This window comes from Pseudomonas sp. GM84 (assembly GCF_000282535.1).
GTDB lineage: Bacteria > Pseudomonadota > Gammaproteobacteria > Pseudomonadales > Pseudomonadaceae > Aquipseudomonas.
The window spans coordinates 19,487-42,452 of record NZ_AKJC01000092.1 but is presented as its reverse complement, the minus strand read 5'-3'; the positions used below and the strand labels follow the sequence as shown (position 1 = coordinate 42,452).

At 64.3% G+C, this 22,966-nt stretch carries 20 protein-coding genes and 1 pseudogene; 14 read left to right on the top strand and 7 right to left on the bottom strand.

What is annotated here, in order from left to right; all coding sequences use genetic code 11:
• Positions 1-9 precede the first annotated feature (9 nt).
• The gene (locus tag PMI38_RS07880; protein ID WP_008092525.1) at positions 10-1,371 is read left to right on the top strand and encodes an amino acid permease; all 1,362 of its coding nucleotides are present in this window, start codon (positions 10-12) and stop codon (positions 1,369-1,371) included.
• Here the strand turns inward: PMI38_RS07880 and PMI38_RS07875 are convergent.
• The 6 genes from PMI38_RS07875 to gatC all read right to left on the bottom strand — a co-directional run bounded on the left by PMI38_RS07875 (position 1,326) and on the right by gatC (position 6,539).
• Complete coding sequence (locus PMI38_RS07875; RefSeq protein WP_008092523.1) at positions 1,326-1,706, bottom strand: carboxymuconolactone decarboxylase family protein; 381 nt, start codon at positions 1,704-1,706, stop codon at positions 1,326-1,328. The genes PMI38_RS07880 and PMI38_RS07875 overlap by 46 nt on opposite strands.
• A 10-nt stretch (positions 1,707-1,716) precedes the next feature.
• Positions 1,717-2,760, bottom strand: coding sequence for a calcium/sodium antiporter (locus PMI38_RS07870; protein WP_050548577.1), 1,044 nt, complete (start codon positions 2,758-2,760; stop codon positions 1,717-1,719).
• Positions 2,761-2,821: 61 nt separating this feature from the next.
• Positions 2,822-3,196, bottom strand: a complete 375-nt coding sequence (locus tag PMI38_RS07865; RefSeq protein ID WP_008092519.1) for a septal ring lytic transglycosylase RlpA family protein — start codon at positions 3,194-3,196, stop codon at positions 2,822-2,824.
• A 131-nt stretch (positions 3,197-3,327) separates the two neighbouring features.
• Positions 3,328-4,773: an Asp-tRNA(Asn)/Glu-tRNA(Gln) amidotransferase subunit GatB gene (gene gatB, locus PMI38_RS07860; protein WP_008092518.1), complete on the bottom strand. Its 1,446-nt coding sequence runs from the start codon at positions 4,771-4,773 to the stop codon at positions 3,328-3,330.
• Between the two features lie 11 nt (positions 4,774-4,784).
• Positions 4,785-6,236 carry an Asp-tRNA(Asn)/Glu-tRNA(Gln) amidotransferase subunit GatA gene (gatA, locus tag PMI38_RS07855; RefSeq protein WP_008092517.1) on the bottom strand — a complete coding sequence of 484 codons (1,452 nt, stop codon included), beginning with the start codon at positions 6,234-6,236 and terminating at the stop codon, positions 4,785-4,787.
• Between the two features lie 15 nt (positions 6,237-6,251).
• Complete coding sequence (gene gatC, locus PMI38_RS07850; protein WP_008092515.1) at positions 6,252-6,539, bottom strand: Asp-tRNA(Asn)/Glu-tRNA(Gln) amidotransferase subunit GatC; 288 nt, start codon at positions 6,537-6,539, stop codon at positions 6,252-6,254.
• Positions 6,540-6,743: 204 nt separating this feature from the next.
• Between gatC and mreB the strand changes: the two genes are divergently transcribed.
• The 8 genes and pseudogenes from mreB to tldD all read left to right on the top strand — a co-directional run bounded on the left by mreB (position 6,744) and on the right by tldD (position 17,825).
• Complete coding sequence (mreB, locus tag PMI38_RS07845; RefSeq protein ID WP_003255163.1) at positions 6,744-7,781, top strand: rod shape-determining protein MreB; 1,038 nt, start codon at positions 6,744-6,746, stop codon at positions 7,779-7,781.
• 162 nt (positions 7,782-7,943) lie between these two features.
• Positions 7,944-8,975: a rod shape-determining protein MreC gene (mreC, locus tag PMI38_RS07840; protein ID WP_081502516.1), complete on the top strand. Its 1,032-nt coding sequence runs from the start codon at positions 7,944-7,946 to the stop codon at positions 8,973-8,975.
• Entirely contained in the window at positions 8,975-9,463 is a 489-nt protein-coding gene (gene mreD, locus PMI38_RS07835; protein ID WP_008092508.1) for a rod shape-determining protein MreD, read from the top strand. The genes mreC and mreD overlap by 1 nt, the downstream gene beginning before the upstream one ends.
• Before the next feature lie 33 nt (positions 9,464-9,496).
• Positions 9,497-10,107, top strand: a pseudogene (locus PMI38_RS07830) (Maf family protein).
• 54 nt (positions 10,108-10,161) lie between these two features.
• A complete protein-coding gene (gene rng, locus PMI38_RS07825; protein ID WP_008092503.1) occupies positions 10,162-11,619 on the top strand; it encodes a ribonuclease G in 1,458 nt (485 codons plus the stop codon).
• An 82-nt stretch (positions 11,620-11,701) separates the two neighbouring features.
• A complete protein-coding gene (locus tag PMI38_RS07820; protein WP_043273224.1) occupies positions 11,702-15,517 on the top strand; it encodes a YhdP family protein in 3,816 nt (1,271 codons plus the stop codon).
• Positions 15,518-15,531: 14 nt separating this feature from the next.
• Positions 15,532-16,383 (top strand): carbon-nitrogen hydrolase family protein, encoded by an 852-nt coding sequence (locus PMI38_RS07815; RefSeq protein ID WP_008092501.1) that lies wholly within the window; start codon positions 15,532-15,534, stop codon positions 16,381-16,383.
• Positions 16,384-16,385: 2 nt separating this feature from the next.
• Positions 16,386-17,825 (top strand): metalloprotease TldD, encoded by a 1,440-nt coding sequence (gene tldD / locus PMI38_RS07810; RefSeq protein WP_008092500.1) that lies wholly within the window; start codon positions 16,386-16,388, stop codon positions 17,823-17,825.
• A gap of 41 nt (positions 17,826-17,866) precedes the next feature.
• On the opposite strand, the gene yjgA is transcribed toward tldD, so the two are convergent.
• Positions 17,867-18,388: a ribosome biogenesis factor YjgA gene (yjgA, locus tag PMI38_RS07805; RefSeq protein ID WP_008092499.1), complete on the bottom strand. Its 522-nt coding sequence runs from the start codon at positions 18,386-18,388 to the stop codon at positions 17,867-17,869.
• Between the two features lie 108 nt (positions 18,389-18,496).
• Here yjgA and pmbA point away from each other — a divergent pair, with 108 nt between their 5' ends.
• The 5 genes from pmbA (at position 18,497) to PMI38_RS07780 (ending at position 22,958) form a co-directional block, all read left to right on the top strand.
• The gene (gene pmbA / locus PMI38_RS07800; RefSeq protein WP_008092498.1) at positions 18,497-19,843 is read left to right on the top strand and encodes a metalloprotease PmbA; all 1,347 of its coding nucleotides are present in this window, start codon (positions 18,497-18,499) and stop codon (positions 19,841-19,843) included.
• A 242-nt stretch (positions 19,844-20,085) separates the two neighbouring features.
• A complete protein-coding gene (locus tag PMI38_RS07795; RefSeq protein ID WP_008092496.1) occupies positions 20,086-20,487 on the top strand; it encodes a hypothetical protein in 402 nt (133 codons plus the stop codon).
• On the top strand, positions 20,480-21,856 hold the full coding sequence (locus tag PMI38_RS07790) for a class II fumarate hydratase (RefSeq protein ID WP_008092494.1): 1,377 nt from the start codon (positions 20,480-20,482) through the stop codon (positions 21,854-21,856). The genes PMI38_RS07795 and PMI38_RS07790 overlap by 8 nt, the downstream gene beginning before the upstream one ends.
• Positions 21,857-21,883: 27 nt before the next feature.
• On the top strand, positions 21,884-22,345 hold the full coding sequence (locus PMI38_RS07785) for a hypothetical protein (RefSeq protein ID WP_008092492.1): 462 nt from the start codon (positions 21,884-21,886) through the stop codon (positions 22,343-22,345).
• 1 nt (position 22,346) lies between these two features.
• A complete protein-coding gene (locus tag PMI38_RS07780; protein ID WP_008092490.1) occupies positions 22,347-22,958 on the top strand; it encodes a superoxide dismutase in 612 nt (203 codons plus the stop codon).
• Positions 22,959-22,966 lie beyond the last annotated feature (8 nt).

Genomic DNA, 22,966 nt, shown 5'->3' with positions numbered 1-22,966 from the left:
GGACACTTCATGCAAGACCAGAGCACGCCCGAGCGCTTGCAGCGCGGGCTGAAGAACCGCCATATCCAGCTGATCGCGCTGGGTGGGGCCATTGGCACCGGGTTGTTCCTGGGCATCGCCCAGACCATCCAGCTGGCCGGTCCCTCCGTTTTGCTGGGCTACGCCATTGCCGGCCTGATGGCCTTCCTGATCATGCGCCAGCTTGGCGAAATGGTGGTCGAAGAGCCGGTGGCCGGCAGTTTCAGCCACTTCGCCCACCAGTACTGGAGCGAGTTCGCAGGCTTCGTTTCGGGCTGGAACTACTGGGTGGTATACGTGCTGGTCGGCATGGCCGAACTCACCGCCGTGGGCATCTATGTGCAGTACTGGTGGCCGGAGTTCCCGACCTGGGCGACGGCGGCGATCTTCTTCGTGGTGATCAACCTCATCAACCTGACCCAGGTGAAGGTCTACGGCGAAATGGAGTTCTGGTTCGCCCTGGTCAAGGTGGTGGCCATCGTCAGCATGATCGGCTTCGGTGCCTGGTTGCTGGGCAGTGGCCACGGTGGCCCGGATGCCAGTGTGGCCAACCTGTGGCAATACGGCGGGTTCTTCCCCAATGGCGTCACCGGACTGGTGATGGCCCTGGCGGTGATCATGTTCTCCTTTGGCGGCCTGGAGTTGGTGGGCATCACCGCGGCCGAGGCGGACAACCCACGCCACAGCATTCCCAAGGCCACCAACCAGGTGGTGTACCGCATCCTGATCTTCTACATCGGTGCCCTGGCGGTACTGCTGTCGCTGTACCCGTGGCAGAAAGTGGTGCAGGGCGGCAGCCCGTTCGTGATGATCTTCCACGAACTGGACAGCGACCTGGTGGCGACCATCCTCAATATCGTGGTGCTGACCGCCGCGCTGTCGGTCTACAACAGCTGCGTCTACGCCAACAGCCGCATGCTGTTCGGCCTGGCCAGCCAGGGCGATGCGCCGCGCCAGCTGCTCAAGGTCAGCCGCAGCGGTGTGCCGTTGACCGCGCTGGGGGTATCGGCATTCGCCACGGGCATGTGCGTGCTGATCAACTACCTGATGCCGGGTGAGGCGTTCGGCCTGCTGATGGCGTTGGCGGTGTCGGCGCTGGTGATCAACTGGGCGAGCATCAGCATCACTCACCTGAAGTTCCGCACGGCCAAGCTGGCGGCAGGTATTACGCCGTTCTATCGCAGCTTGTGGCACCCGTTCTCCAATTACCTGTGCCTGGCGTTCATCGTGCTGATTCTGGTGGTGATGTACCTGACACCGCCGATTCGCATTTCGGTGATGCTGATTCCGGCGTGGATTGCCGTGCTTTATGTGGCGTTCCGCCTGAAGAAGGCCCGGCAGGCCAAGGGCTGAGCCTGCACTGGCCTCATCGCCGGCACCCCCGCATACACCGCGCAATGCAGCAGCGCCTCGCGAATCTCCTCCACCGTACAGCCATTGTTCAATGCCCCGCGCACATGCCCCTTGAGCTCCTGCGGGCACTTGAGCGCCGTCAGCGTAGCCAGGGTAATCAGGCTGCGGGTTTTCAGCGGCAGGCCGTCACGCGCCCAGACACTGCCCCAGGCGTGTTGGTTGACGAAGTCCTGCAGCGGTTGAGTGAAGTCGGTGGCGTTGCCCAGGGCGCGGTCGACGAACGCATCCCCCATTACCTGGCGGCGAATCTGTTCGCCGGTCTTGCTTTCAGCCATGTTGTTTTCCTTAGTGTTGGCGGCGCCAGGCGCGAACCGTGGTGAACAGCAACACCACGCCGAGCACTGGCAGGACATAGAACAGCATCAACCGCTCCAGGCGGCCGGCCAGGGGCATGCCGGTGGTGAATGCCACCACGTGCAGGCCGTAGGCCAGGTACAGGCACAGGAACACCAGCCCTTCGGCGCGGGTGATCCGGTAGCCGGAGTAGAACACCGGCAGGCTCAGGACGGCGACGCCAAGCATCACCGGCAGGTCGAAATCCAGCGCGTTGGGTGAGATGGTCAGCGGCTCGGGGGTGATCAGCGCGGTCATGCCCAGTACTGCCAACAGGTTGAACAGGTTGCTGCCGATGACCGTGCCCACGGCAATTTCCCGCTCGCCACGCAGCGCAGCGATCAGTGCTGCGGCGAGTTCGGGGAGGGAAGTGCACACCGCCACCACGGTCAGGCCGATGATGCGCTCGGACAAGCCCAGGTCGGTCGCCACCTCGACGGCGGCCTCCAGCAGCAAATGACCTGCCAGGCTCAGCAGGGTGAGGCCGAACAGCACCTGCAGCAAGGTGCCTGACCAGAAGCGGGCGTTACTGCTGGCGAGCGGGCGCGGTGCGGGATAAGTGCGGGCATAGTGGCGCGACTGGTGCCAGAGCATGGCCAGGTAGCCCGCCAGACCAAGCAGCATCAGCAGGCCTTCCAGTCGGCCCAGGTGGCCGTTGCTGGCCAGCGCGTACACCAGGCCGCTGGCGAGGATCATCAGCGGAATGTCCAGGCGCACCAGCTGGCGGGATACCCGCAGGGGAATGATCAGGGCCGCCAGGCCAAGGATGACCAGCACATTGAAGATATTGCTGCCTACCACGCTGCCCACGGCCACGTCGGGCGCGCCCTGGTAGGCGGCCTGCAGGCTCACGGTCAGCTGCGGTGCGGTGCTGCCGAACGCCACCAGGCTAAGGCCGATGATCAGTGGGCGCACATGCAGGCGCAAGGCCAGGCGCAGGGCCGCGCGCACCATCAGCTCGGCGCCGGCCACCAGCAACAGCAGGGCAGTGCCCAGTTGCAGGAGGCTGAAGGTGGGGAGGGTGGCCAGGTCGAAAATGGTCGGGGCTCCAGTGGCGTCAGTCGCTCAGACCTTGTACCCGGACGCGCGCCGTTCCGCTACGGACCATGCCGATTTTTTCTGCCGCAGCCCGTGACAGGTCAATCAATCGGCCACGGGTGTGGGGGCCGCGGTCGTTGATGCGGACGACCACGCTGCGTTTGTTGGCGAGGTTGGTGACCAGCACCCGGCTGCCGAAGGGCAGGGAGCGGTGGGCGGCGGTGAGGCCGTTCTGATTGAAGGCTTCGCCGCTGGCGGTGCGTTTGCCGTGGTGGCGAGAACCGTAATACGAGGCGGTGCCGGTCTTGTCGTAACCGCTGGGATCGACGTCATGGCTGGCGCAGCCGGCCAGGAGGGAAAAGAGGGCCAGCGAGGCGAGGGATCGTTTTAGCAAGTCGGATGCTCCGGTGCTGCTGTTGGGGCCGCTGTGCGGCCCATCGCCGGCAAGCCGGCTCCCACAGGCGCATTACCTGTGGGAGCTGGCTTGCCGGCGATCGAGGGTAAAGCCCTCGCCGCCTTTTCAGCTCACCCTTCGAGCTTGGCCTTGAGCAATTGGTTCACTTGCCCCGGGTTGGCCTTGCCTTTGGAGGCCTTCATCGCCTGGCCGACGAAGAAGCCGAACATCTTGCCGCGCTTGGCCTCGTCGGCCGCACGGTACTGTTCGACCTGCTCGGCGTTGGCGGCGAGCATCTCGTCGAGCATCTTGTCGATCGCACCGGTGTCGGTGACCTGCTTCAGGCCTTTGCTTTCGATGATGCTGTCGGCATCGCCTTCACCGGCGGCCATGGCCTCGAATACGGTCTTGGCGATCTTGCCGCTGATGGTGTTGTCGCGGATGCGCAGCAACATGCCACCGAGCTGCTCGGCGCTGACCGGCGACTGGTCGATCTCGATGCCCAGCTTGTTCAGCAAGCTGCCCAGCTCGACCATGACCCAGTTGGCGGCCAGCTTGGCGTCGCCGCCAATCTTCACCACCTGCTCGAAGTAGTCTGCCTGTTCACGGCTGGAGGCCAGCACGTTGGCGTCGTAGGCCGACAGACCGTACTGGCTCTGGAAGCGCTCGACCTTCTGCGGCGGCAGCTCCGGCAAGCCGGCGCGGATGGTCTCCAGGAAGCTGTCCTCGATGACCACCGGTAGCAGGTCCGGGTCGGGGAAGTAACGGTAGTCGTTGGCTTCCTCCTTGCTGCGCATCGAGCGGGTCTCGTCCTTGTTCGGGTCGTACAGGCGGGTTTCCTGAATGACCTTGCCGCCGTCCTCGATCAGGTCGATCTGGCGCTGGATCTCGCTGTTGATGGCGCGCTCGATGAAGCGGAACGAGTTGACGTTCTTGATCTCGCAGCGGGTGCCGAACTCGGTCTGGCCTTTTGGCCGGATCGAGACGTTGCAGTCGCAACGCAGCGAGCCTTCGGCCATGTTGCCGTCACAGATGCCCAGGTAGCGCACCAGGGCATGGATCGCCTTGACGTAGGCCACGGCTTCCTTGGCGCTGCGCATGTCCGGTTCGGAGACGATTTCCAGCAGCGGCGTGCCGGCACGGTTCAGGTCGATACCGGTGGAACCGCTGAAGTCTTCGTGCAGGCTCTTGCCGGCGTCTTCTTCCAGGTGCGCACGGGTCACGCCGATGCGCTTGATGGTGCCGTCTTCCAGGGCGATGTCCAGGTGGCCCTTGCCGACGATCGGCAGGTCCATCTGGCTGATCTGGTAGCCCTTGGGCAGGTCCGGGTAGAAGTAGTTCTTGCGCGCGAACACGTTGCGCTTGCCGATCTCGGCATCGATCGCCAGGCCGAACATGCAGGCCATGCGCACGGCTTCCTGGTTCAGCACCGGCAATACGCCGGGCATCCCCAGGTCAACCAGGCTGGCCTGGGTGTTCGGCTCGGAACCGAAGGTGGTGGCGCTGCCGGAGAAGATCTTCGACTGGGTGGCCAGCTGGGTATGAATCTCCAGCCCGATCACAACTTCCCATTGCATGTGTGAATTCCTCAGAAGCCGTTAGGGGCGCGGGTGTGCCAGTCGGTGACTTGCTGGTAACGGTGCGCGACGTTGAGCAGGCGGCCTTCCTGGAAGTACGGGGCCAGCAGCTGCACGCCGACCGGCAGGCCATCGACGAAGCCGGCTGGCATCGACAGGCCCGGCAGGCCCGCCAGGTTGGCGGTGATGGTGTAGACGTCTTCAAGGTAGGCGGCGACCGGGTCGCTGCTCTTGGCGCCGAGCTTCCAGGCCGGGTTCGGCGTGGTCGGGCCGAGGATCAGGTCGACGCCTTCGAAGGCGGCCATGAAGTCGTTCTTGATCAGGCGGCGAATCTGCTGTGCCTTGACGTAGTAGGCATCATAGTAGCCAGCCGACAGGGCGTAGGTGCCGACCATGATGCGTCGCTGCACTTCGGCGCCGAAGCCTTCGCCACGGGAGCGCTTGTACAGGTCGGTGAGGTCTTTCGGCTCTTCGCAGCGGTAGCCGAAGCGCACGCCGTCGAAGCGCGACAGGTTGGACGAGGCTTCGGCGGGCGCGATCACGTAGTACGCCGGAATGGCGTGCTGCATGTTCGGCAGGCTGATTTCCTTGACCACCGCGCCGAGCTTTTCCAGCTCCTTGACGCTGGCCTGTACCAGTTCGGCGATGCGCGGGTCGAGGCCGGCACCGAAGTACTCCTTCGGCAGGCCGATGCGCAGGCCCTGCAGCGAGGCATTGAGGTTGGCGCTGTAGTCCGGCACCGGTTCGTCGATGCTGGTGGAGTCCTTGGCATCGAAGCCGGCCATGCCTTGCAGCAGCAGGGCGCAGTCTTCGGCAGTGCGGGCCAGTGGGCCGCCCTGGTCGAGACTGGAGGCGTAGGCGATCATGCCCCAGCGCGAAACACGACCGTACGTCGGTTTCAGGCCGGTGAGGTTGGTCAGGGCAGCCGGCTGGCGGATCGAGCCGCCGGTGTCGGTGCCGGTGGTGACCGGCAGCAGGCGCGCAGCCACGGCCGCGGCAGAGCCGCCGGACGAGCCGCCGGGCACGTGCTCCAGGTTCCACGGGTTCTTCACCGCGCCGTAGTGGCTGGACTCGTTGGCCGAGCCCATGGCGAACTCGTCCATGTTGGTCTTGCCCAGGGTGACCATGCCGGCTTCGGCCAGCTTGGCGACCACGGTGGCGTCATACGGCGCCTTGAAGTTGTCGAGCATCTTCGAGCCGCAGCTGGTGCGTACGCCGTTGGTGCAGAACAGGTCCTTGTGGGCGATGGGTGCACCCAGCAGCGTGCCGGTCTCGCCAGCGGCGCGACGGGCGTCGGCGGCACGGGCCTGGCCCAGGGCCAGCTCCTCGGTGACGCTGATGAAGCTGTTGAGTTGCGGGTCGAGCTGCTTGATACGCGCCAGCAGGGCGCCGGTCAGCTCTTCGGAAGAAAACGACTTGTCGGCGAGTCCGCGGGCGATCTCGGCCAGGGTCAATTGATGCATGGCAGGCTCTATCCCTTACTCGATGACTTTGGGAACCAGGTACAGACCGCTTTCGGTCGAGGGTGCGATAGCCTGGTAGGCGTCGCGCTGGTTGCTTTCGGTGACCTGGTCCGGGCGCAGGCGCTGGCTGGCCTCCAGGGGGTGGGCCAGGGGCTCGATGCCGGTGGTGTCGACCGCTTGCATCTGGTCGACCAGGCCGAGAATGCTGTTCAGGGCGTCGGTAATGCGTGGCAGTTCGCCTTCATGCAGGCCCAGGCGGGCCAGATGGGCGATCTTTTCCACGTCGCAGCGTTCAAGCGCCATGGGAATCTCCAGGGGAAACAAAGAACGGAAAAGGGTCCGTGATGAGGAACATGTCAGCTTTCTGGCGGTCATACAGCCGCGATCATCGGCTGGCATGCTCGGAAAAACGACCAATTTAACATATTGGCTCCTTGCCCAAAATCCCCGCCATTGTTAGAGTTTGCCGCACTTTTTTACCCACGCTTTCCCCAGGGTCACTTTCCCATGTTCAAGAAACTGCGTGGCATGTTTTCCAGCGATCTGTCCATCGACCTGGGTACTGCCAACACCCTTATTTACGTGCGTGAGCGCGGTATCGTCCTGAATGAGCCCTCGGTTGTTGCCATCCGTACCCATGGCAATCAGAAAAGCGTCGTCGCTGTCGGTACCGAGGCCAAACGGATGCTGGGCCGCACGCCTGGCAACATTGCTGCCATTCGTCCGATGAAGGACGGCGTCATCGCCGACTTCAGCGTTTGTGAAAAAATGTTGCAGTACTTCATCAACAAGGTTCACGAGAACAGCTTCCTGCAGCCCAGCCCTCGCGTGCTGATCTGCGTGCCGTGCAAGTCGACCCAGGTTGAGCGCCGCGCGATTCGCGAGTCGGCCCTGGGTGCCGGTGCCCGTGAAGTGTTCCTGATCGAAGAACCGATGGCCGCTGCCATCGGTGCCGGTCTGCCGGTCGAAGAGGCACGTGGCTCGATGGTCGTCGATATCGGCGGTGGTACCACCGAAATCGCGCTGATCTCCCTGAACGGCGTGGTCTACGCCGAGTCCGTGCGTGTCGGCGGCGACCGCTTCGACGAAGCCATTGTCACCTACGTGCGCCGCAACTACGGCAGCCTGATCGGCGAATCCACCGCCGAGCGCATCAAGCAGGAAATCGGCACCGCCTACCCGGGCGGCGAAGTGCGCGAAGTCGACGTGCGTGGCCGTAACCTGGCCGAGGGCGTCCCACGCGCCTTCACCCTGAACTCCAACGAAGTGCTGGAAGCCCTGCAGGAATCGCTGGCGACCATCGTTCAGGCGGTCAAGAGCGCCCTCGAGCAGTCGCCGCCGGAACTGGCTTCCGACATCGCCGAGCGCGGCCTGGTGCTGACCGGTGGTGGTGCGCTGCTGCGTGACCTGGACAAACTGCTGGCCCAGGAAACCGGCCTGCCGGTGATCGTCGCCGAAGACCCGCTGACCTGTGTCGCCCGTGGCGGTGGTCGCGCCCTGGAAATGATGGACAAGCACGCGATGGACCTGCTCTCGAGCGAGTGATATCCGCAGCTTTCGAGTACCCGGTTTACAGGTAGCACGCGCAGTGCTACCTGTATGCGCTGGGCTGGCGTCCTTCCGGGCGTCGTTTCCGTCAACCCGCAACCAGGCTGGTGCGTTTTTCCATGTCCAATGACCTCCTGAGTCGTCCACGAGGAACGGCCCATTAAACCGCTTTTCTCCAAGGGCCCTTCGCTGGGCGTTCGCCTGCTGGTATTGGTGGTGCTGTCGGTCGCGCTGATGGTGGTGGATGCGCGTTTTGACGTGCTCAAGCCGGTGCGCAGCCAGATGGGGCTGGTGCTGATGGAGTCGTACTGGATCACCGACCTGCCACAGCGCATGTGGCAAGGTGTGGCCGGCCAGTTCGGCAGCCGTACCGAACTGATCGCGGAAAACGAAAAGCTCAAGACCGAGGCCCTGCTGCTGCAGGGGCGCCTGCAGAAGCTGGCGGCCCTGACCGAGCAGAACGTGCGCCTGCGCGAGCTGCTCAACTCCTCGGCGCTGGTCAATGAAAAGGTTGAAGTGGCCGAACTCATCGGGGTCGATCCCAACCCGTTCACCCACCGTATCCTGATCAACAAAGGCGAGCGCGATGGCGTGTTCCTCGGCCAGCCGGTGCTCGATGCCCGCGGCCTGATGGGCCAGGTGGTCGAGCTGATGCCGTACACCTCGCGCGTGCTGCTGCTCACCGACACTACTCACAGCATTCCGGTGCAGGTCAACCGCAACGGCCTGCGCGCCATCGCCAGCGGCACCGGCAACCCGGAGCGCCTGGAGTTGCGTCACGTGGCCGACACGGCCGACATCAAGGAAGGCGACCTGCTGGTGAGCTCCGGCATGGGCCAGCGCTTCCCGGCCGGCTACCCGGTGGCCACGGTCAACGAAGTGATCCACGACTCCGGCCAGCCCTTCGCCATCGTTCGCGCCATCCCAACCGCCGCGCTCAACCGCAGCCGCTACATGCTGCTGGTGTTCAGCGACCGACGCACGCCGGAGCAGCGCGCCACCGACGCCGCGATCGCCCAGGAAGAAGCTGACCGCAAGGGCGCGACGAGCCTGACCCCACCTGCCGCCAATGGCGAGCAGGCCGCGCCTGCCAGCGCTCCGGCCCCCGCCGCGGCGGCGCCGGCTCCGGCAGCCGTCCCCGCCAGCCCAGCCCCGGCGCCCGCAGCGCCGGCTCATCCTCGGAGGCAATGATGGCCAAGTCGCGCCGTAACCACGGTTGGGTCATCTGGCTGACGTTCGCCATCGGCCTGCTGCTCAGCGTTTCGCCCATGCCCCAGTTCCTCGAAGTGTTCCGGCCCATGTGGCTGGCGCTGTTGGTGTCGTTCTGGACGCTCATGGTGCCGAACAAGGTCGGCATGACCACCGCCTTCGTGCTGGGGCTGGCCGAGGATGTGCTGTACGGCACCCTGCTCGGGCAGAACGCCCTGATCCTCACCCTGATCACCTTCCTGGTGCTGTCCCTGCAGCAGCGCTTGCGCATGTTCCCGATGTGGCAGCAGTGCCTGGTGATTCTGGTGATCTTCGGTATCGCCCAGCTCATCCAGCTGTGGCTCAGCGCGCTCACCGGCAACCGCTTGCCGACCCTGGCACTGGTCTGGTCGGCGGTGATCAGCGCCTTGCTCTGGCCATGGATCAGTTTTGCCCTGCGCGACTTGCGCCGGCGCTTGCATATCAACTGACGGCGCTGCCGCGACTGACAGGGAGATGTCTGCATGAACCCACTTTACCTGGCCTCCGGCTCCCCCCGTCGGCGTGAACTGCTGACCCAGATTGGCGTGCCGTTCACGGTCACCACTGCCCCGATCGATGAAACCCCGCTGCCTGGCGAAAGCGCCGAGGCCTACGTCGAGCGCCTGGCCCTGGCCAAGGCCGAAGCCGGACTCGCCAACCTGGCCGGCCCGGCCGTGGTGCTTGGGGCGGACACGGCCGTGGTGCTCGATGGTCGTATTCTCGGCAAACCGGAAAACCGCGAACATGCCTTGGCCATGCTGGCCGAGCTGGCGGGCCGTGAGCATCAGGTACTGACCGCGGTAGCACTGAGCGATGGTTCGCGCAGTCTGAGCCTGTGTGTCAGCAGCAACGTGCGTTTTCGCCCGATCAGCACAGCAGAAGCACAACGATACTGGACCAGCGGCGAACCGGCGGACAAGGCCGGGGGCTATGCCATCCAGGGCCTGGGCGCGGTGTTCGTGACCGGGCTTGAGGGCAGCTACTCGGCAGTGGTCGGGCTGCCCTTGAGTGAAACGGCCGACATGCTCGCCCAATTCGGTATCGCCTGCTGGCAGGTACCGGCGCTTTGCCAGAGGTAACAAACCAGCGGTAGCCAGCCTGGCACGTGCGATCCATCATTACCGAAGACCTTTGACGAGAGCCTGCCATGAGTGAAGAGATCCTGATCAACATCACCCCGATGGAGTCACGTGTGGCGGTGGTGGAAAACGGGGTGCTGCAGGAAGTGCATGTGGAGCGCACCCTGCGCCGCGGCATCGTCGGCAATATCTACAAAGGCAAGGTTGTACGCGTGTTGCCGGGGATGCAGGCGGCGTTCGTCGACATCGGCCTGGAGCGCGCGGCGTTCATCCATGCCTCGGAAATTTCCCAGCGCGAAGGCTCGGCGGTGGAGACCATCACTGCCCTGGTACATGAAGGCCAGGCCCTCGTGGTTCAGGTGACCAAGGACCCGATCGGTACCAAGGGCGCGCGCCTGACCACCCAGCTGTCGATACCCTCACGCTACCTGGTGTACATGCCGCGCAGCAGCCATGTCGGCATTTCCCTGAAGATCGAAGACGAAGCCGAGCGTGATCGCCTCAAGCAGGTGGTCAGCGACTGCATGAACAACGAGAACATCAAGGACGCCGGCGGTTTCATCCTGCGTACCGCCGCCGAGGGGGCGCGCGCCGAAGAAATCCTGCAGGACATCCGCTACCTGCGCCGCCTGTGGGAGCAGATCGGCAGCCAGATCCAGACCTGCGGCGCGCCCACGGTCATCTACGAAGACCTCGGCCTTGCCTTGCGCACCCTGCGCGACCTGGTCAACCCGAAGATCGAGAAGATTCGCATCGATTCGCGGGAGACGTTCCAGAAAACCACGCAGTTCGTCGGCGAATTGATGCCGGAGATTGCCGATCGTCTGGAACATTACCCTGGCGAGCGCCCGATTTTTGACTTGTATGGGGTCGAGGACGAAATCCAGCGCGCACTGGAGCGCAAGGTGCCGCTCAAGTCGGGTGGCTACCTGGTGGTCGATCCGGCTGAGGCGATGACCACCATCGACGTCAACACCGGTGCCTTCGTCGGCCACCGCAACCTCGAAGAGACCATCTTCAAGACCAACCTCGAAGCGGCCACCGCCATTGCCCGGCAGCTGCGCCTGCGCAACATCGGCGGGATCATCATCATCGACTTCATCGACATGGAAGACGAAGAGCACCAGCGCCAGGTGCTACGTACCCTGGAGAAGCAGCTCGAGCGCGATCACGCCAAGACCAACATCATCGGCATCACCGAGCTGGGTTTGGTGCAGATGACCCGCAAGCGCACCCGTGAAAGCCTCGAACAGGTCCTGTGCGAGCCCTGCGTCGCCTGCCAGGGCCGTGGCAAGCTGAAGACGCCTGAAACCATCTGTTACGAAATCTTCCGCGAGATTCTCCGTGAAGCCCGCGCCTATCAGGCCGAAGGCTACCGGGTACTGGCCAACCAGAAGGTGGTCGACCGTCTGCTCGACGAAGAATCCGGTAATGTGGCAGAACTGGAAGCCTTCATCGGCCGGACCATCCGCTTCCAGGTCGAGTCGATGTACTCGCAGGAACAATACGATGTGGTGCTGCTCTGAGGCCTTCTGATGCACACCACGTGATGGCCGGGCTGGCAAAAGCGGCGCCAGCGGCCATCATGGATAAACCAACCGGAGGGCCATGGCCATGGGACGTCTGACCCGCGTTCTTGTTGCCTTGACCCGCTGGGGCCTGGGCATCTGCGCCCTGTTGGCCGTGTTGGTGGCGTTGTATGTCAGCCTCGGTCGCGAGCTGGTACCGCTGGTGGCGGAGTACCGTGCCGACGTTGAAAGCAAAGCCGAGCAGGCGTTGGGCATGCCCGTGCATGTGGGTGCCCTGGAAGGTCGCTGGAGTGGCCTGGCGCCGGTGCTGCGTGTGCGGGACCTGCAGGTGGGCGAGGGCGCCTCGGCCTTGCGCCTCGATGAGGTGAAGCTGGTGCCCGACATGTGGGCCAGCCTGACCTCGCGCGAGTTGCGCCTGGCGCATATCCAGCTCGGTGGCCTGCAATTGATCCTGCGCGAGAACGAGCAGGGCGCCTGGGCCCTCGAAGGCCTGCCGAAAAAAGACGACGCGCCTGTGGACCCGGCCGAGGTGCTGCAGCGCCTGCGCCAACTGGGGCGTATCGATGTGTTCGACAGCCAGGTCACCCTGCATCCCTGGCAACGAGACCCGCTGACCCTCACCTACGTGAGCCTCGGCCTGCAAGCCGGCGCCTCGCGCCAGGCCCTCGACCTGCGCGCGACCTTGCCCGATGGGCAGCCGCTGGCGGTCAACCTGCGCAGCCGAGCAACGGCCAAGGCCTGGCGCGATGGCCAGGTCGAGGCATACCTGAGCCTGCCGCAAAGCGACTGGGCGAACTGGCTGCCACCTCGCCTGATGGGCCAGTGGCACGCAGAAGCACTGCGCGCCGGTGGCGAATTCTGGGTCGACTGGAGCAAAGGGCAGCTGCAGCAGGCCGTGGTTCGCCTCAATGCCCCCCAGTTGCGCGGCGCCTACGCCGAGCGCAAGGCTGTCACCCTGGATAACCTGGCACTGTCGGCCTGGTTCCAGCGTCAGGATCAGGGTTTCGATGTGGTGGTCAATTCCCTGGCTGCCAACATCGGCAAAACCCGCTGGGAAACGCACCTGCAACTGCGTCAGCGGCCTGGCCAAGATCCTGCGGGTGAAAGCTGGCAGCTGCAGGCAGACCGCCTGGACCTGACCCCGCTGACCCCGCTGATCGACGCACTGGCGCCGCTGCCGGAAAAACTCAGGGCCGTGGTCGATGGGTTGAAGGTTACCGGTGCGGTGCGCAACGTGCGGCTGGAGGTGCGGCCCAAGGCTGAAGGCGACCAGCGGCTGCAATTCGCCGCCAACCTGGAGAAGGTCGGCTTCGATGCCTATCACGGCGCACCTGCCGCAGGCAATGTCAGCGGCAGTATCAGCGGCGACCTGGGGCACGGTGAACTGCGCTTGGATACCGACGCGTTCATGCTGCATCTGTACCCGATCTTCGCCAAACCCTGGCACTACCAGAAAGCCAATGCCCGGTTGACCTACGCCCTCGACAAAGACGGCTTTACCCTGATCGCCCCCTACCTCAAGGTCCTGGGCGAAGAGGGCAGGATCGCCGGCGATTTCCTGATTCGCCTGCTGTTCACCGAAGGCGCCGAGAGCTACATGGACCTGCGCGTCGGCCTGACCGAAGGCGACGGTCGCTACACCGCCAAGTACCTGCCGGAGGTGCTCAGCCCGGCCCTCGACGACTGGCTGCGCAGCGCCATCGTCAAAGGCAATGTGGACCAGGGCTATTTCCAGTACCAGGGCTCGCTCAACCATGGCGCGACGCCGGAGGCACGCAGCATCAGCCTGTTCTTCAAAGTGCGTGACGCGGCGCTGGACTTCCAGCCTGGCTGGCCCCAGGTACAGCACGTCGATGGCGACGTGCTGATCGAAGACAGCGGCGTGCGCATCAAGGCCAGCAAGGGTCTGCTGCTGGACACCAAGGTCACTGATATCAGTGTCGATATTCCCCATGTCGACGGCAATCAGCACAGCCACCTGTTCCTGGACGGTGATTTCGACGGCACGCTCGGCGATGGCTTGAAAATTCTCAAGGAGGCGCCGATCGGTACGGGTGAGATCTTCGCCGGTTGGGAGGGCGAAGGGCCGCTCAAGGGCAAGGTCAAGCTCGACATTCCCCTGGCTCATGGCCAGCGGCCGAAAGTACAAGTGGACTTCGCCACTAACAATGCCCGTCTCAAGGTTGCGCCACCGAGCTTGGACCTGAGCCGCCTGAAGGGGGATTTCAGCTTCGATTTCGACAAAGGGCTGAGCGGCAAGAACATCGCCCTGCAGGCGTTTGGCAAGCCGGTTACCGCGCAGATCACCGCCGAGGGGCAGGCCGGGCAGATGCAGACACGCATCAACGCCAAGGGCCAGGCATCGCTCAAGGCCCTGACCGATTGGTTGCAGTTCAAGCAGGCGTTGCCTGCCTCGGGCGACCTGCCGTACCAGTTGCAGGTCAACCTGGGCAGTCGTGACAACAGCTTGAGCGTGAGCTCGTCACTCAAGGGCCTGGCCATCGACCTGCCGGCACCGTTCGGCAAGGCCGCGCAGGATACCCGCGACACCCGTTTCAGCATGAACCTGCAAGGGGCGGAGCGGCGCTTCGACGTTGCGTACACCGATGTGGCCCGCTTCACCTATGCCGCACCGGCCGACAAGCAGGGCCAGGGCCGTGGCGAGCTGCTGCTGGGAACTGGCGATGCGCAGCTGCCCGCCGGCGAGGGCCTGCGGGTACGCGGGCGCCTGGAAAAGCTGGACCTGGCGCCCTGGCAGGAGCAGATGTCGCGCCTGGCCGGTAATGACCCGGGTGGCAATGCCCGGCAGAACCTGCAGAGCGTCGACCTCAGCATCGGTCAGTTGAAAGCCTTCGGCATGGACCTGAACCAGGCGGTGGTGCGCCTGGCACGCAGTGGTCCGGCCTGGAACCTGCGCCTGGACAGCAAGGAAGTGATCGGTAACGCCCGTCTGCCGGATGCCAAGGCCGCAGCGATGAACGTACGGTTGCAGACCTTGCGCCTGCCTGCCGCCGAGGTGACCCCGGCCCAGCCCGAGGAAGGCCCTGACCCGCTGGCGACATTCGACCCCCGCAAAGTCCCGGCGCTGGACCTGACCATCGACAAGCTGTACCGCGGCGACGACCTGTATGGCAATGCGGCGCTGAAACTGCGGCCGACCGCGCGCGGCGTGGCCGCGCAGGATATCGAACTGGACTTCAAGGGGCTGCACGTCGACGGCAGCGGCGGCTGGGAGGGCAATCCCGGCGCGACTAGCAGCTGGTACAAGGGCCGCCTGGATGGCAAGAACCTGGCCGACATACTCAAGGCCTGGGGCTTCGCCCCCACTGTGACCAGCCGCGATTTTCGCCTGGACGTGGATGGCCGCTGGCCGGGTTCACCGGCCTGGGTAGGCCTCAAGCGCTTCTCGGGCAGCATGGATGCGGCCTTGCGCAGCGGCCAGTTCGTCGAGGTGGAGGGCAGTGCGCAGGCCCTGCGCGTATTTGGCCTGCTCAACTTCAACTCGATCGGCCGGCGCCTGCGCCTGGACTTCTCCGACCTGTTCGACAAGGGCCTGGCCTACGACCGGGTCAAGGGCCTGCTGGTGGCCAGCGACGGGGTCTATGTGACCCGCGAGCCGATCACCGTGACCGGTCCATCGAGCAACTTCGAGCTCGATGGCACCCTGGATATGGTCCGTGACCGGATCGACGCCAAGCTGCAAGTGACGTTGCCGGTAACCAACAACCTGCCATTGGCGGCGTTGATCGTTGGCGCGCCGGCGGTGGGCGGGGCCCTGTTCCTCGTCGATCGCCTGATAGGTGACCGGGTGTCGCGTTTTGCCAGTGTGCATTATCGCGTCGAGGGGCCGTGGAAAGAGCCTAGAATCACCTTTGTGAAACCCTTCAACAAGTAGTCTTGGGAGTGCCCATGAAGGCAGCGGTAATCCAGATGGTCAGCCAGGACGATGTGCTGGCCAACCTGCAGCGGGCGGGCGCTCTGCTTGAACAGGCTGCCTTCGGCGGCGCACGCCTGGCGGTGCTGCCTGAGAACTTTGCGGCCATGGGGTGCAAGGACGCCGCCGCCATCGGCCTGGCCGAGGCGGTGGGCGAGGGGCCGATCCTGCCCTGGTTGAAACGCACCGCCCGCGACCTCGGATTATGGATAGTCGCCGGCACTTTGCCGCTGCCGCCCGCAGATCGTCCCGAAGCCAAGGCCCACGCCTGCTCGTTGCTGATCGACGAACACGGGGAGGTGGTGGCGCGCTATGACAAGCTGCATTTGTTCGACGTCGATGTGGCCGATAACCGTGGCCGCTACCGCGAGTCCGACGACTATGCCCATGGCGCCCAGGTGGTGGTAGCCGATACCCCGGTGGGGCGCGTGGGGCTCAGTGTCTGCTATGACTTGCGCTTTCCCGAGCTATACAGCGCCTTGCGCGACGCCGGTGCGGAACTGATTACGGCACCTGCCGCGTTCACCGCGGTCACAGGGGCAGCGCACTGGGAAGTGCTGATTCGTGCCCGGGCCATCGAAACCCAGTGCTACCTGTTGGCGGCTGCCCAGGGCGGTACCCATCCAGGCCCGCGGGAAACCCACGGACATGCGGCGATCATCGATCCATGGGGGCGGATCGTCGCCGAACAGGCGCATGGCGAAGCGGTTCTGCTGGCCACGCGCGACACTGATGAACAAGCGTCCATACGGGCGCGCATGCCGGTGGTTTCACACCGGCGCTTTTTCTCGCAGGGCGCCTTGCGGCCTGCGCACACCTCGGAGTGACTATGAGCCAGATGTTATCCACCGTCAGCGAGCAGCTCCTGGCCCCAGGCGGACTGACCCTGGACAGCCTGCAAGCTGTGCTGGGCGAGTTGGCCGGCCCAGGCATCGACGCCGCCGACCTGTACTTCCAGGGCCAGATCTCGGAAACCTGGGCGCTGGAAGACGGCATCGTCAAGGAAGGCAGCTTCAACCTCGACCAAGGCGTGGGCGTGCGCGCCCAGTCTGGCGAGAAGACCGGCTTTGCCTACAGCAACGCGATCAACCTCGAAGCGCTGACCTCGGCGGCGCGCGCTGCGCGTTCGATTTCCCGGGCCGGCCAGAATGGCACGGTGCAGGCCTTCCGCAGCCAGGACGTGGCGGCCTTGTATGCGCCCGATAACCCGCTGGATGTGCTCAGCCGTGCCGAGAAGGTCGAGCTGCTCAAGCGCGTCGATGCCGCCACCCGTGCGCTGGACCCGCGTATTCAGCAGGTCACCGTGAGCATGGCAGGGGTCTGGGAGCGCATTCTGGTGGCTGCCGCCGATGGTAGCCTGGCCGCCGATGTGCGGCCGCTGGTGCGCTTCAACGTCAGCGTCATCGTCGAACAGAATGGCCGCCGCGAGCGTGGTGGACAGGGCGGCGGCGGGCGTACCGACTACCGTTTCTTCACCGAAGAAAAGGTCATGGGCTATGCCCGCGAAGCGTTGCGCCAGGCGTTGGTGAACCTGGAAGCGATCCCGGCTCCGGCGGGCACCTTGCCGGTCGTGCTCGGTCCCGGCTGGTCCGGGGTGTTGCTGCACGAGGCGGTCGGCCATGGCCTGGAAGGCGACTTCAACCGCAAGGGCAGCTCGGCGTTCAGTGGCCGGCTGGGCGAGAAGGTGGCATCGAGCCTGTGCACCATCGTCGACGATGGCACCCTCGCAGGCCGCCGCGGCTCACTCAGCGTGGACGATGAAGGTACCCCGACCGAATGCACCACGCTGATCGAGAACGGCATTCTCAAGGGCTATATGCAAGACAAGCTCAATGCCCGCCTGATGGGCATGGCCGTGACCGGCAACGGTCGCCGCGAATCCTATGCACACCTGCCGATGCCGCGCATGACCAACACCTATATGCGCGCGGGTGAAAGCGACCCGCAGGAAATCATCGCTTCGGTGAAGAAAGGCATCTACTGCGCCAACCTCGGGGGTGGTCAGGTGGACATCACCAGCGGCAAGTTCGTGTTTTCCACCAGCGAAGCGTACTTGATCGAGGACGGCAAGATCACCGCTCCGGTCAAAGGCGCGACGTTGATCGGCAACGGCCCTGAAGCCATGAGCCGGGTATCGATGGTCGGCAACGACCTGGCGCTGGACAGTGGTGTGGGCACGTGTGGCAAGGATGGGCAGTCGGTACCGGTAGGGGTTGGACAGCCGACCTTGAAGTTGGATGCGATCACCGTCGGTGGTACCGGCGCGTGATGGCTGCACTGGGGCTGCATGGCAGCCCCAGGCGACTGTCTTCAGCGCAGGCCGCGCTGAATTTCGTCGAGGTCGCGGATGTACTTGAACACCTTGCGGGCAGCAGCGGGCGGTTTGTTCCGCGCTTTTTCGTGCTGGGCATGGCGAATCAGCGAACGCAGTTGCTGGCGGTCGGTGTCGGGGTACTCGTTGACGAAGCGCTCGAGGTCTTCGTCGTTGCCGTCGATCAGGCGGTCGCGCCAGCGCTCCAGACCGTGGAAGCGCTCGTTGTACTGGCGGCTGGAGCTGTCGATCTGGTCGAGCACCGCGTGGATCGCGTCCAGGTCCTGGTCGCGCATCAGCTTGCCGACGAACGACATGTGGCGTTTGCGCGCGCCATGGGCGGTGTGCTTGCAGGCTTCGGCCAAGGCCTTGCGCAACTCGTCGGTCAGCGGCAGGCGCGCCAGGGTATCGGCCTTGACCGTGGTCAGGCGCTCGCCGAGTTCGACCAGCGCATGCAGCTCGCGCTTGATCTGGGTTTTGCTTTTTTCGCCGTCGAAGGCGTCGTCGTATGAATCAACCATGGTGGCAGTCCGCTAGAAATCGCCGCCATGATAACCAGTCGGGGGCCGCTTGTCCGGCCCGGTCGTAGAATGACCCTCGCCGAACGCAGAATTTGAGTGGAGAAAACCATGAGTGCAGTCCAGAGCGTAGGCCCCAAGGACCTGCCAGCGTTGCAGGAGCAGGTCGAAGCGATCATCGCCGAGGCGCGCCGGCAAGGTGCCAGCGCCTGTGAGGTGGCGGTGTCGCTGGAGCAGGGCCTGTCCACCACGGTGCGCCAGCGTGAAGTCGAGACGGTCGAGTTCAATCGCGACCAGGGCTTTGGTATCACCCTCTATGTCGGTCAGCGCAAGGGCTCGGCCAGCACCTCGGCCAGTGGCCCGGATGCGATCCGCGAAACCGTTGCTGCCGCCCTCGCCATTGCCAAGCATACGTCGGAGGATGAATGCTCTGGCCTGGCCGATGCCGCGCTGATGGCCCGCGAGATTCCCGACCTCGACCTTTACCATGACTGGGATATCGAGCCGGAGCAGGCGATTGAAATGGCATTGACCTGCGAGGCAGCGGCGTTCGACGCCGATCCGCGTATTCTCAATGCCGATGGCACGACCTTGAACACCCACCAAGGCTGCCGGGTATACGGCAACAGCCATGGTTTCATCGGCGGTTATGCCTCCACCCGGCACAGCCTGAGCTGCGTGATGATCGCCGAGGGCGATGGGCAGATGCAGCGGGACTACTGGTACGACGTGAATCGCCAGGGCAACCTGCTGGCCGACCCACGCAGCATCGGCCTGCGCGCCGCGCAACGCGCCGCCAGCCGCCTCGGTGCACGCCCGGTACCCACCTGCGAGGTGCCGGTGCTGTTTTCCGCCGAGCTGGCCGGTGGCCTGTTCGGCAGCTTCCTGTCGGCCATTTCCGGCGGCAACCTGTACCGCAAGTCGTCGTTCCTCGACGGCGCCATGGGGCAACGCCTGTTCCCCAGCTGGCTGACCCTCGATGAACGTCCGCATATTCCTCGAGCGCTGGGCAGCGCTGCGTTCGATGGCGATGGCCTGGCAACCTATGCCAAGCCGTTCGTCGACAAAGGCGAGCTGGTGTCCTACCTGCTGGGCACCTATTCCGGGCGCAAGCTGGGGCTGCCGAGCACGGCGAATGCCGGCGGTGTGCACAACCTTTATGTCACCCATGGTGTGGAAGACCAGGCGGCGCTGATCCGCCGCATGGGGCGTGGTCTGCTGGTGACCGAGTTGATGGGCCATGGCCTGAACATGGTGACCGGGGACTACTCCCGTGGTGCGGCGGGCTTCTGGGTGGAGAATGGCGAGATCCAGCATGCCGTTCAGGAAGTGACCATTGCCGGCAACATGAAGGACATGTTCCAGCAAATTGTCGCCATTGGTAGCGATCTTGAGACCCGCAGCAATATTCACACAGGGTCGGTGCTGATCGAGCGGATGACGGTCGCCGGCAGCTGATTCTTCGCCTGTACCGGCCTCTTCGCGGGACAAGCCCGCTCCCACAGGGTTTCACTGCAGCTTAGGGCTGCGGAGAGCCTGTGGGAGCGGGCTTGTCCCGCGAAGAGGCCGGTACAGCGCAGCAAACGCAAGCTGATTCCCAGAACCCGGCCCCCGCGCCGGGTTTTTACTTTCGTCGCATTCACTTGAAGTGATTCTATTTATCACTTAATAATGAATATCATTATCCAGTAACCCCGGCGATGATGTTCATGAAACCCGTCCTGCGCGAACTGCCCTACCTGGAAAACTGGCGCTGGCTCAGCCGGCGCATCCGCTGTGCGCTCGAACCCGACGAGCCACGCCTGATCGAGCACTACCTGGCCGAAGGCCGCTATCTGGTGTGCTGCACCGAAACCTCGCCATGGACAGTGGCGTTGACCTCTTTGCGCCTGCTCCTGGATACCGCCAGCGACCGCATGCTGCCGTGGCATTGGCGCTGCCTGTGCCTCGACCAGGCCTGGCGCCCATTGCTCGACCTGCGCAATCTCGATCGTCGCGAACAGAACCAGCGCTGGCAGCCCTATGCACTGCAACTGGCCAATTGCCGGTTGCTGCCGTCGATTTCTCCCGATGAACTGATGCAAGGATTTGATGATGAGTGATACCCGTATCGAGCGTGACAGCATGGGCGAACTGCAGGTGCCGGCCCAGGCCCTGTACGGCGCCCAGACCCAGCGCGCGGTCGACAACTTCCCGATCAGCGGGCAGCGCATGCCAGCCCAGTTCATTCGCGCCTTGCTGCTGGCCAAGTCTGCGGCAGTCAAGGCAAACATCGAACTGGAGCAGATCTCGGCAGGGCAGGGCCAGGCTATCGTCAAGGCAGTCGAGCAGCTGTTGGCGGAAGGCTTCATCCAGCACTTTCCGGTGGATGTGTTCCAGACCGGCTCCGGCACCAGTTCCAACATGAACGCCAACGAGGTGATTGCCACGCTGGCAAGCCGCGTACTCGGCGAGCCGGTAAACGCCAACGACCACGTCAACTGTGGGCAGAGCAGCAACGACATCATCCCCACCACCATTCACGTCAGTGCCGCGCTGGCCCTGCATGAGCAATTGCTGCCGGCGCTACGCCATCTGGTGCAGGTGATTGAAAGCAAGTCGGCGCAGGTGCATCAGTACGTGAAAACCGGCCGCACCCATCTGATGGATGCGATGCCGGTGCGCATGAGCCAGGTCCTCGATGGTTGGGCAGCGCAGATCAACGGCGCCAAGTCGCACCTCGAAGCCACGCTGCCGAGCCTGCAGGCCCTGGCCCAGGGTGGCACCGCCGTAGGCACCGGCATCAACGCCCACCCGCAATTCGCTGCCGGCTTCGCGCGTCAGCTCAGCGCATTGACCCAGGTCGAGTTCACCCCCGGCCAGAACCTGTTCGCCCTGATCGGCTCACAGGACACTGCCGTGGCGTTGTCCGGCCAGCTCAAGACCACCGCCGTGGCACTGATGAAAATCGCCAACGACTTGCGCTGGATGAACTCCGGCCCGCTGGCCGGCCTCGGCGAAATCGAACTGCAAGGCTTGCAGCCGGGCTCTTCGATCATGCCGGGCAAGGTCAACCCGGTGATCCCGGAGGCCACTGCCATGGTTGCCGCCCAGGTGATCGGCAACGACGCGACCATCGCGATCGCCGGCCAGTCGGGCAACTTCGAGCTCAACGTGATGCTGCCGGTCATCGCCCGCAACCTGCTGGAGAGCATCGAGCTGATGGCCAATGCCAGCCGACTGCTGGCCGACAAGGCCATCGCCAGCTTCAAGGTCAACGAGGGCAAGCTCAAGGAAGCCCTGGCGCGCAACCCGATCCTGGTCACTGCACTGAACCCGATCATTGGTTACCTCAAGGCCGCCGAGATCGCCAAGACCGCCTACCAGCAGGGCCGTCCGATCATCGACGTGGCGCTGGAGCACACCGACCTGTCCCGCGACCAGCTCGAAGCGCTGCTGAACCCGGAAAAACTCACCGCTGGCGGCATCTGACCCGCGTCAGCGCCCAGGAGATACGTCATGCAGCACTGGAAACGCACCACGCAAGCTGCCAACCGCCTGTTCGAACAGGGCGAGCTGGTGGACGCCCGGGAACATTACCTGCAAGCCCTGGCCTTGGCTCAGGTGCTGTTCGAGCGCTGGCATGACGTCGACGAAGCGGTGGCGGCCTTCGTCATCGCCCACCACAACCTGGCCGACCTGCACCTGCGCCTGAACCAGCCGCATGAAAGCGCCGACTACCTGTGCGCCGCGCATCAGCGTTTGCTGCAGGCCAGCCAGGAGCCGCGTCTGTCGCAGGCGCTGCGTGATGCGGCGTTGCGCCACAGCGGGCGCACCTACACCGAGTTGCTCGGTTTCATTGCCGAGTACGGCCAGTACCCGCGTACCGAGCGCTTGCTCAACCGCCAAGCCCCGGGGGCCAGCGAACTGGCCTCCCGGGGTGAAGCGGCCCCCCGAACCCCCGTCTACGGAATCCATTGACATGCCCTATACCTTGCCTGCGTTGCCCTATGCCTACAACGCGCTGGAACCGCACATCGATACCCAGACCATGGAGATCCACCACACCAAGCATCACCAGACCTACGTCAACGGCCTGAACGCGGCCGTCGAAGGGACCGAATGGGCCGAGTGGCCGGTGGAGAAGCTGGTCGGTGCGGTCAAGCAATTGCCGGAAAAGCTGCAAGGCGCGGTGATCAACCATGGTGGCGGCCATGCCAACCATTCGCTGTTCTGGACCATCATGTCACCGCAGGGTGGCGGCCAGCCGCAGGGGCAGCTGGCCAAGGCCATCGAGGCCGAGCTGGGTGGTTTTGAAGCGTTCAAGGATGCCTTCACCAAGGCCGCCCTGACTCGGTTCGGCAGTGGTTGGGCCTGGCTGAGCGTCACGCCGCAAAACTCGCTGGTGGTGGAAAGCAGCGGCAACCAGGACAGCCCCTTGATGCACGGTAATACGCCGATTCTTGGCCTTGATGTCTGGGAGCATGCCTACTACCTGAAGTATCAGAACCGTCGCCCGGAATACATCGGGGCCTTCTACAACGTCATCGATTGGGCGGAAGTGGAACGTCGTTACCTCGAAACCCTGAAGTGAGTCGATCC

Excerpts from the sequence above, each read along its gene's own strand:
- PMI38_RS07880 (WP_008092525.1), top strand. The coding sequence starts at position 10 with ATGCAAGACCAGAGCACGCCCGAGCGCTTGCAGCGCGGGCTGAAGAAC.
- PMI38_RS07875 (WP_008092523.1), bottom strand. The coding sequence starts at position 1,706 with ATGGCTGAAAGCAAGACCGGCGAACAGATTCGCCGCCAGGTAATGGGG.
- gatB (WP_008092518.1), bottom strand. The coding sequence starts at position 4,773 with ATGCAATGGGAAGTTGTGATCGGGCTGGAGATTCATACCCAGCTGGCC.
- gatA (WP_008092517.1), bottom strand. The coding sequence starts at position 6,236 with ATGCATCAATTGACCCTGGCCGAGATCGCCCGCGGACTCGCCGACAAG.
- gatC (WP_008092515.1), bottom strand. The coding sequence starts at position 6,539 with ATGGCGCTTGAACGCTGCGACGTGGAAAAGATCGCCCATCTGGCCCGC.
- mreB (WP_003255163.1), top strand. The coding sequence starts at position 6,744 with ATGTTCAAGAAACTGCGTGGCATGTTTTCCAGCGATCTGTCCATCGAC.
- mreD (WP_008092508.1), top strand. The coding sequence starts at position 8,975 with ATGGCCAAGTCGCGCCGTAACCACGGTTGGGTCATCTGGCTGACGTTC.
- rng (WP_008092503.1), top strand. The coding sequence starts at position 10,162 with ATGAGTGAAGAGATCCTGATCAACATCACCCCGATGGAGTCACGTGTG.
- PMI38_RS07820 (WP_043273224.1), top strand. The coding sequence starts at position 11,702 with ATGGCCATGGGACGTCTGACCCGCGTTCTTGTTGCCTTGACCCGCTGG.
- PMI38_RS07815 (WP_008092501.1), top strand. The coding sequence starts at position 15,532 with ATGAAGGCAGCGGTAATCCAGATGGTCAGCCAGGACGATGTGCTGGCC.
- tldD (WP_008092500.1), top strand. The coding sequence starts at position 16,386 with ATGAGCCAGATGTTATCCACCGTCAGCGAGCAGCTCCTGGCCCCAGGC.
- yjgA (WP_008092499.1), bottom strand. The coding sequence starts at position 18,388 with ATGGTTGATTCATACGACGACGCCTTCGACGGCGAAAAAAGCAAAACC.
- pmbA (WP_008092498.1), top strand. The coding sequence starts at position 18,497 with ATGAGTGCAGTCCAGAGCGTAGGCCCCAAGGACCTGCCAGCGTTGCAG.
- PMI38_RS07795 (WP_008092496.1), top strand. The coding sequence starts at position 20,086 with ATGATGTTCATGAAACCCGTCCTGCGCGAACTGCCCTACCTGGAAAAC.
- PMI38_RS07790 (WP_008092494.1), top strand. The coding sequence starts at position 20,480 with ATGAGTGATACCCGTATCGAGCGTGACAGCATGGGCGAACTGCAGGTG.
- PMI38_RS07785 (WP_008092492.1), top strand. The coding sequence starts at position 21,884 with ATGCAGCACTGGAAACGCACCACGCAAGCTGCCAACCGCCTGTTCGAA.
- PMI38_RS07780 (WP_008092490.1), top strand. The coding sequence starts at position 22,347 with ATGCCCTATACCTTGCCTGCGTTGCCCTATGCCTACAACGCGCTGGAA.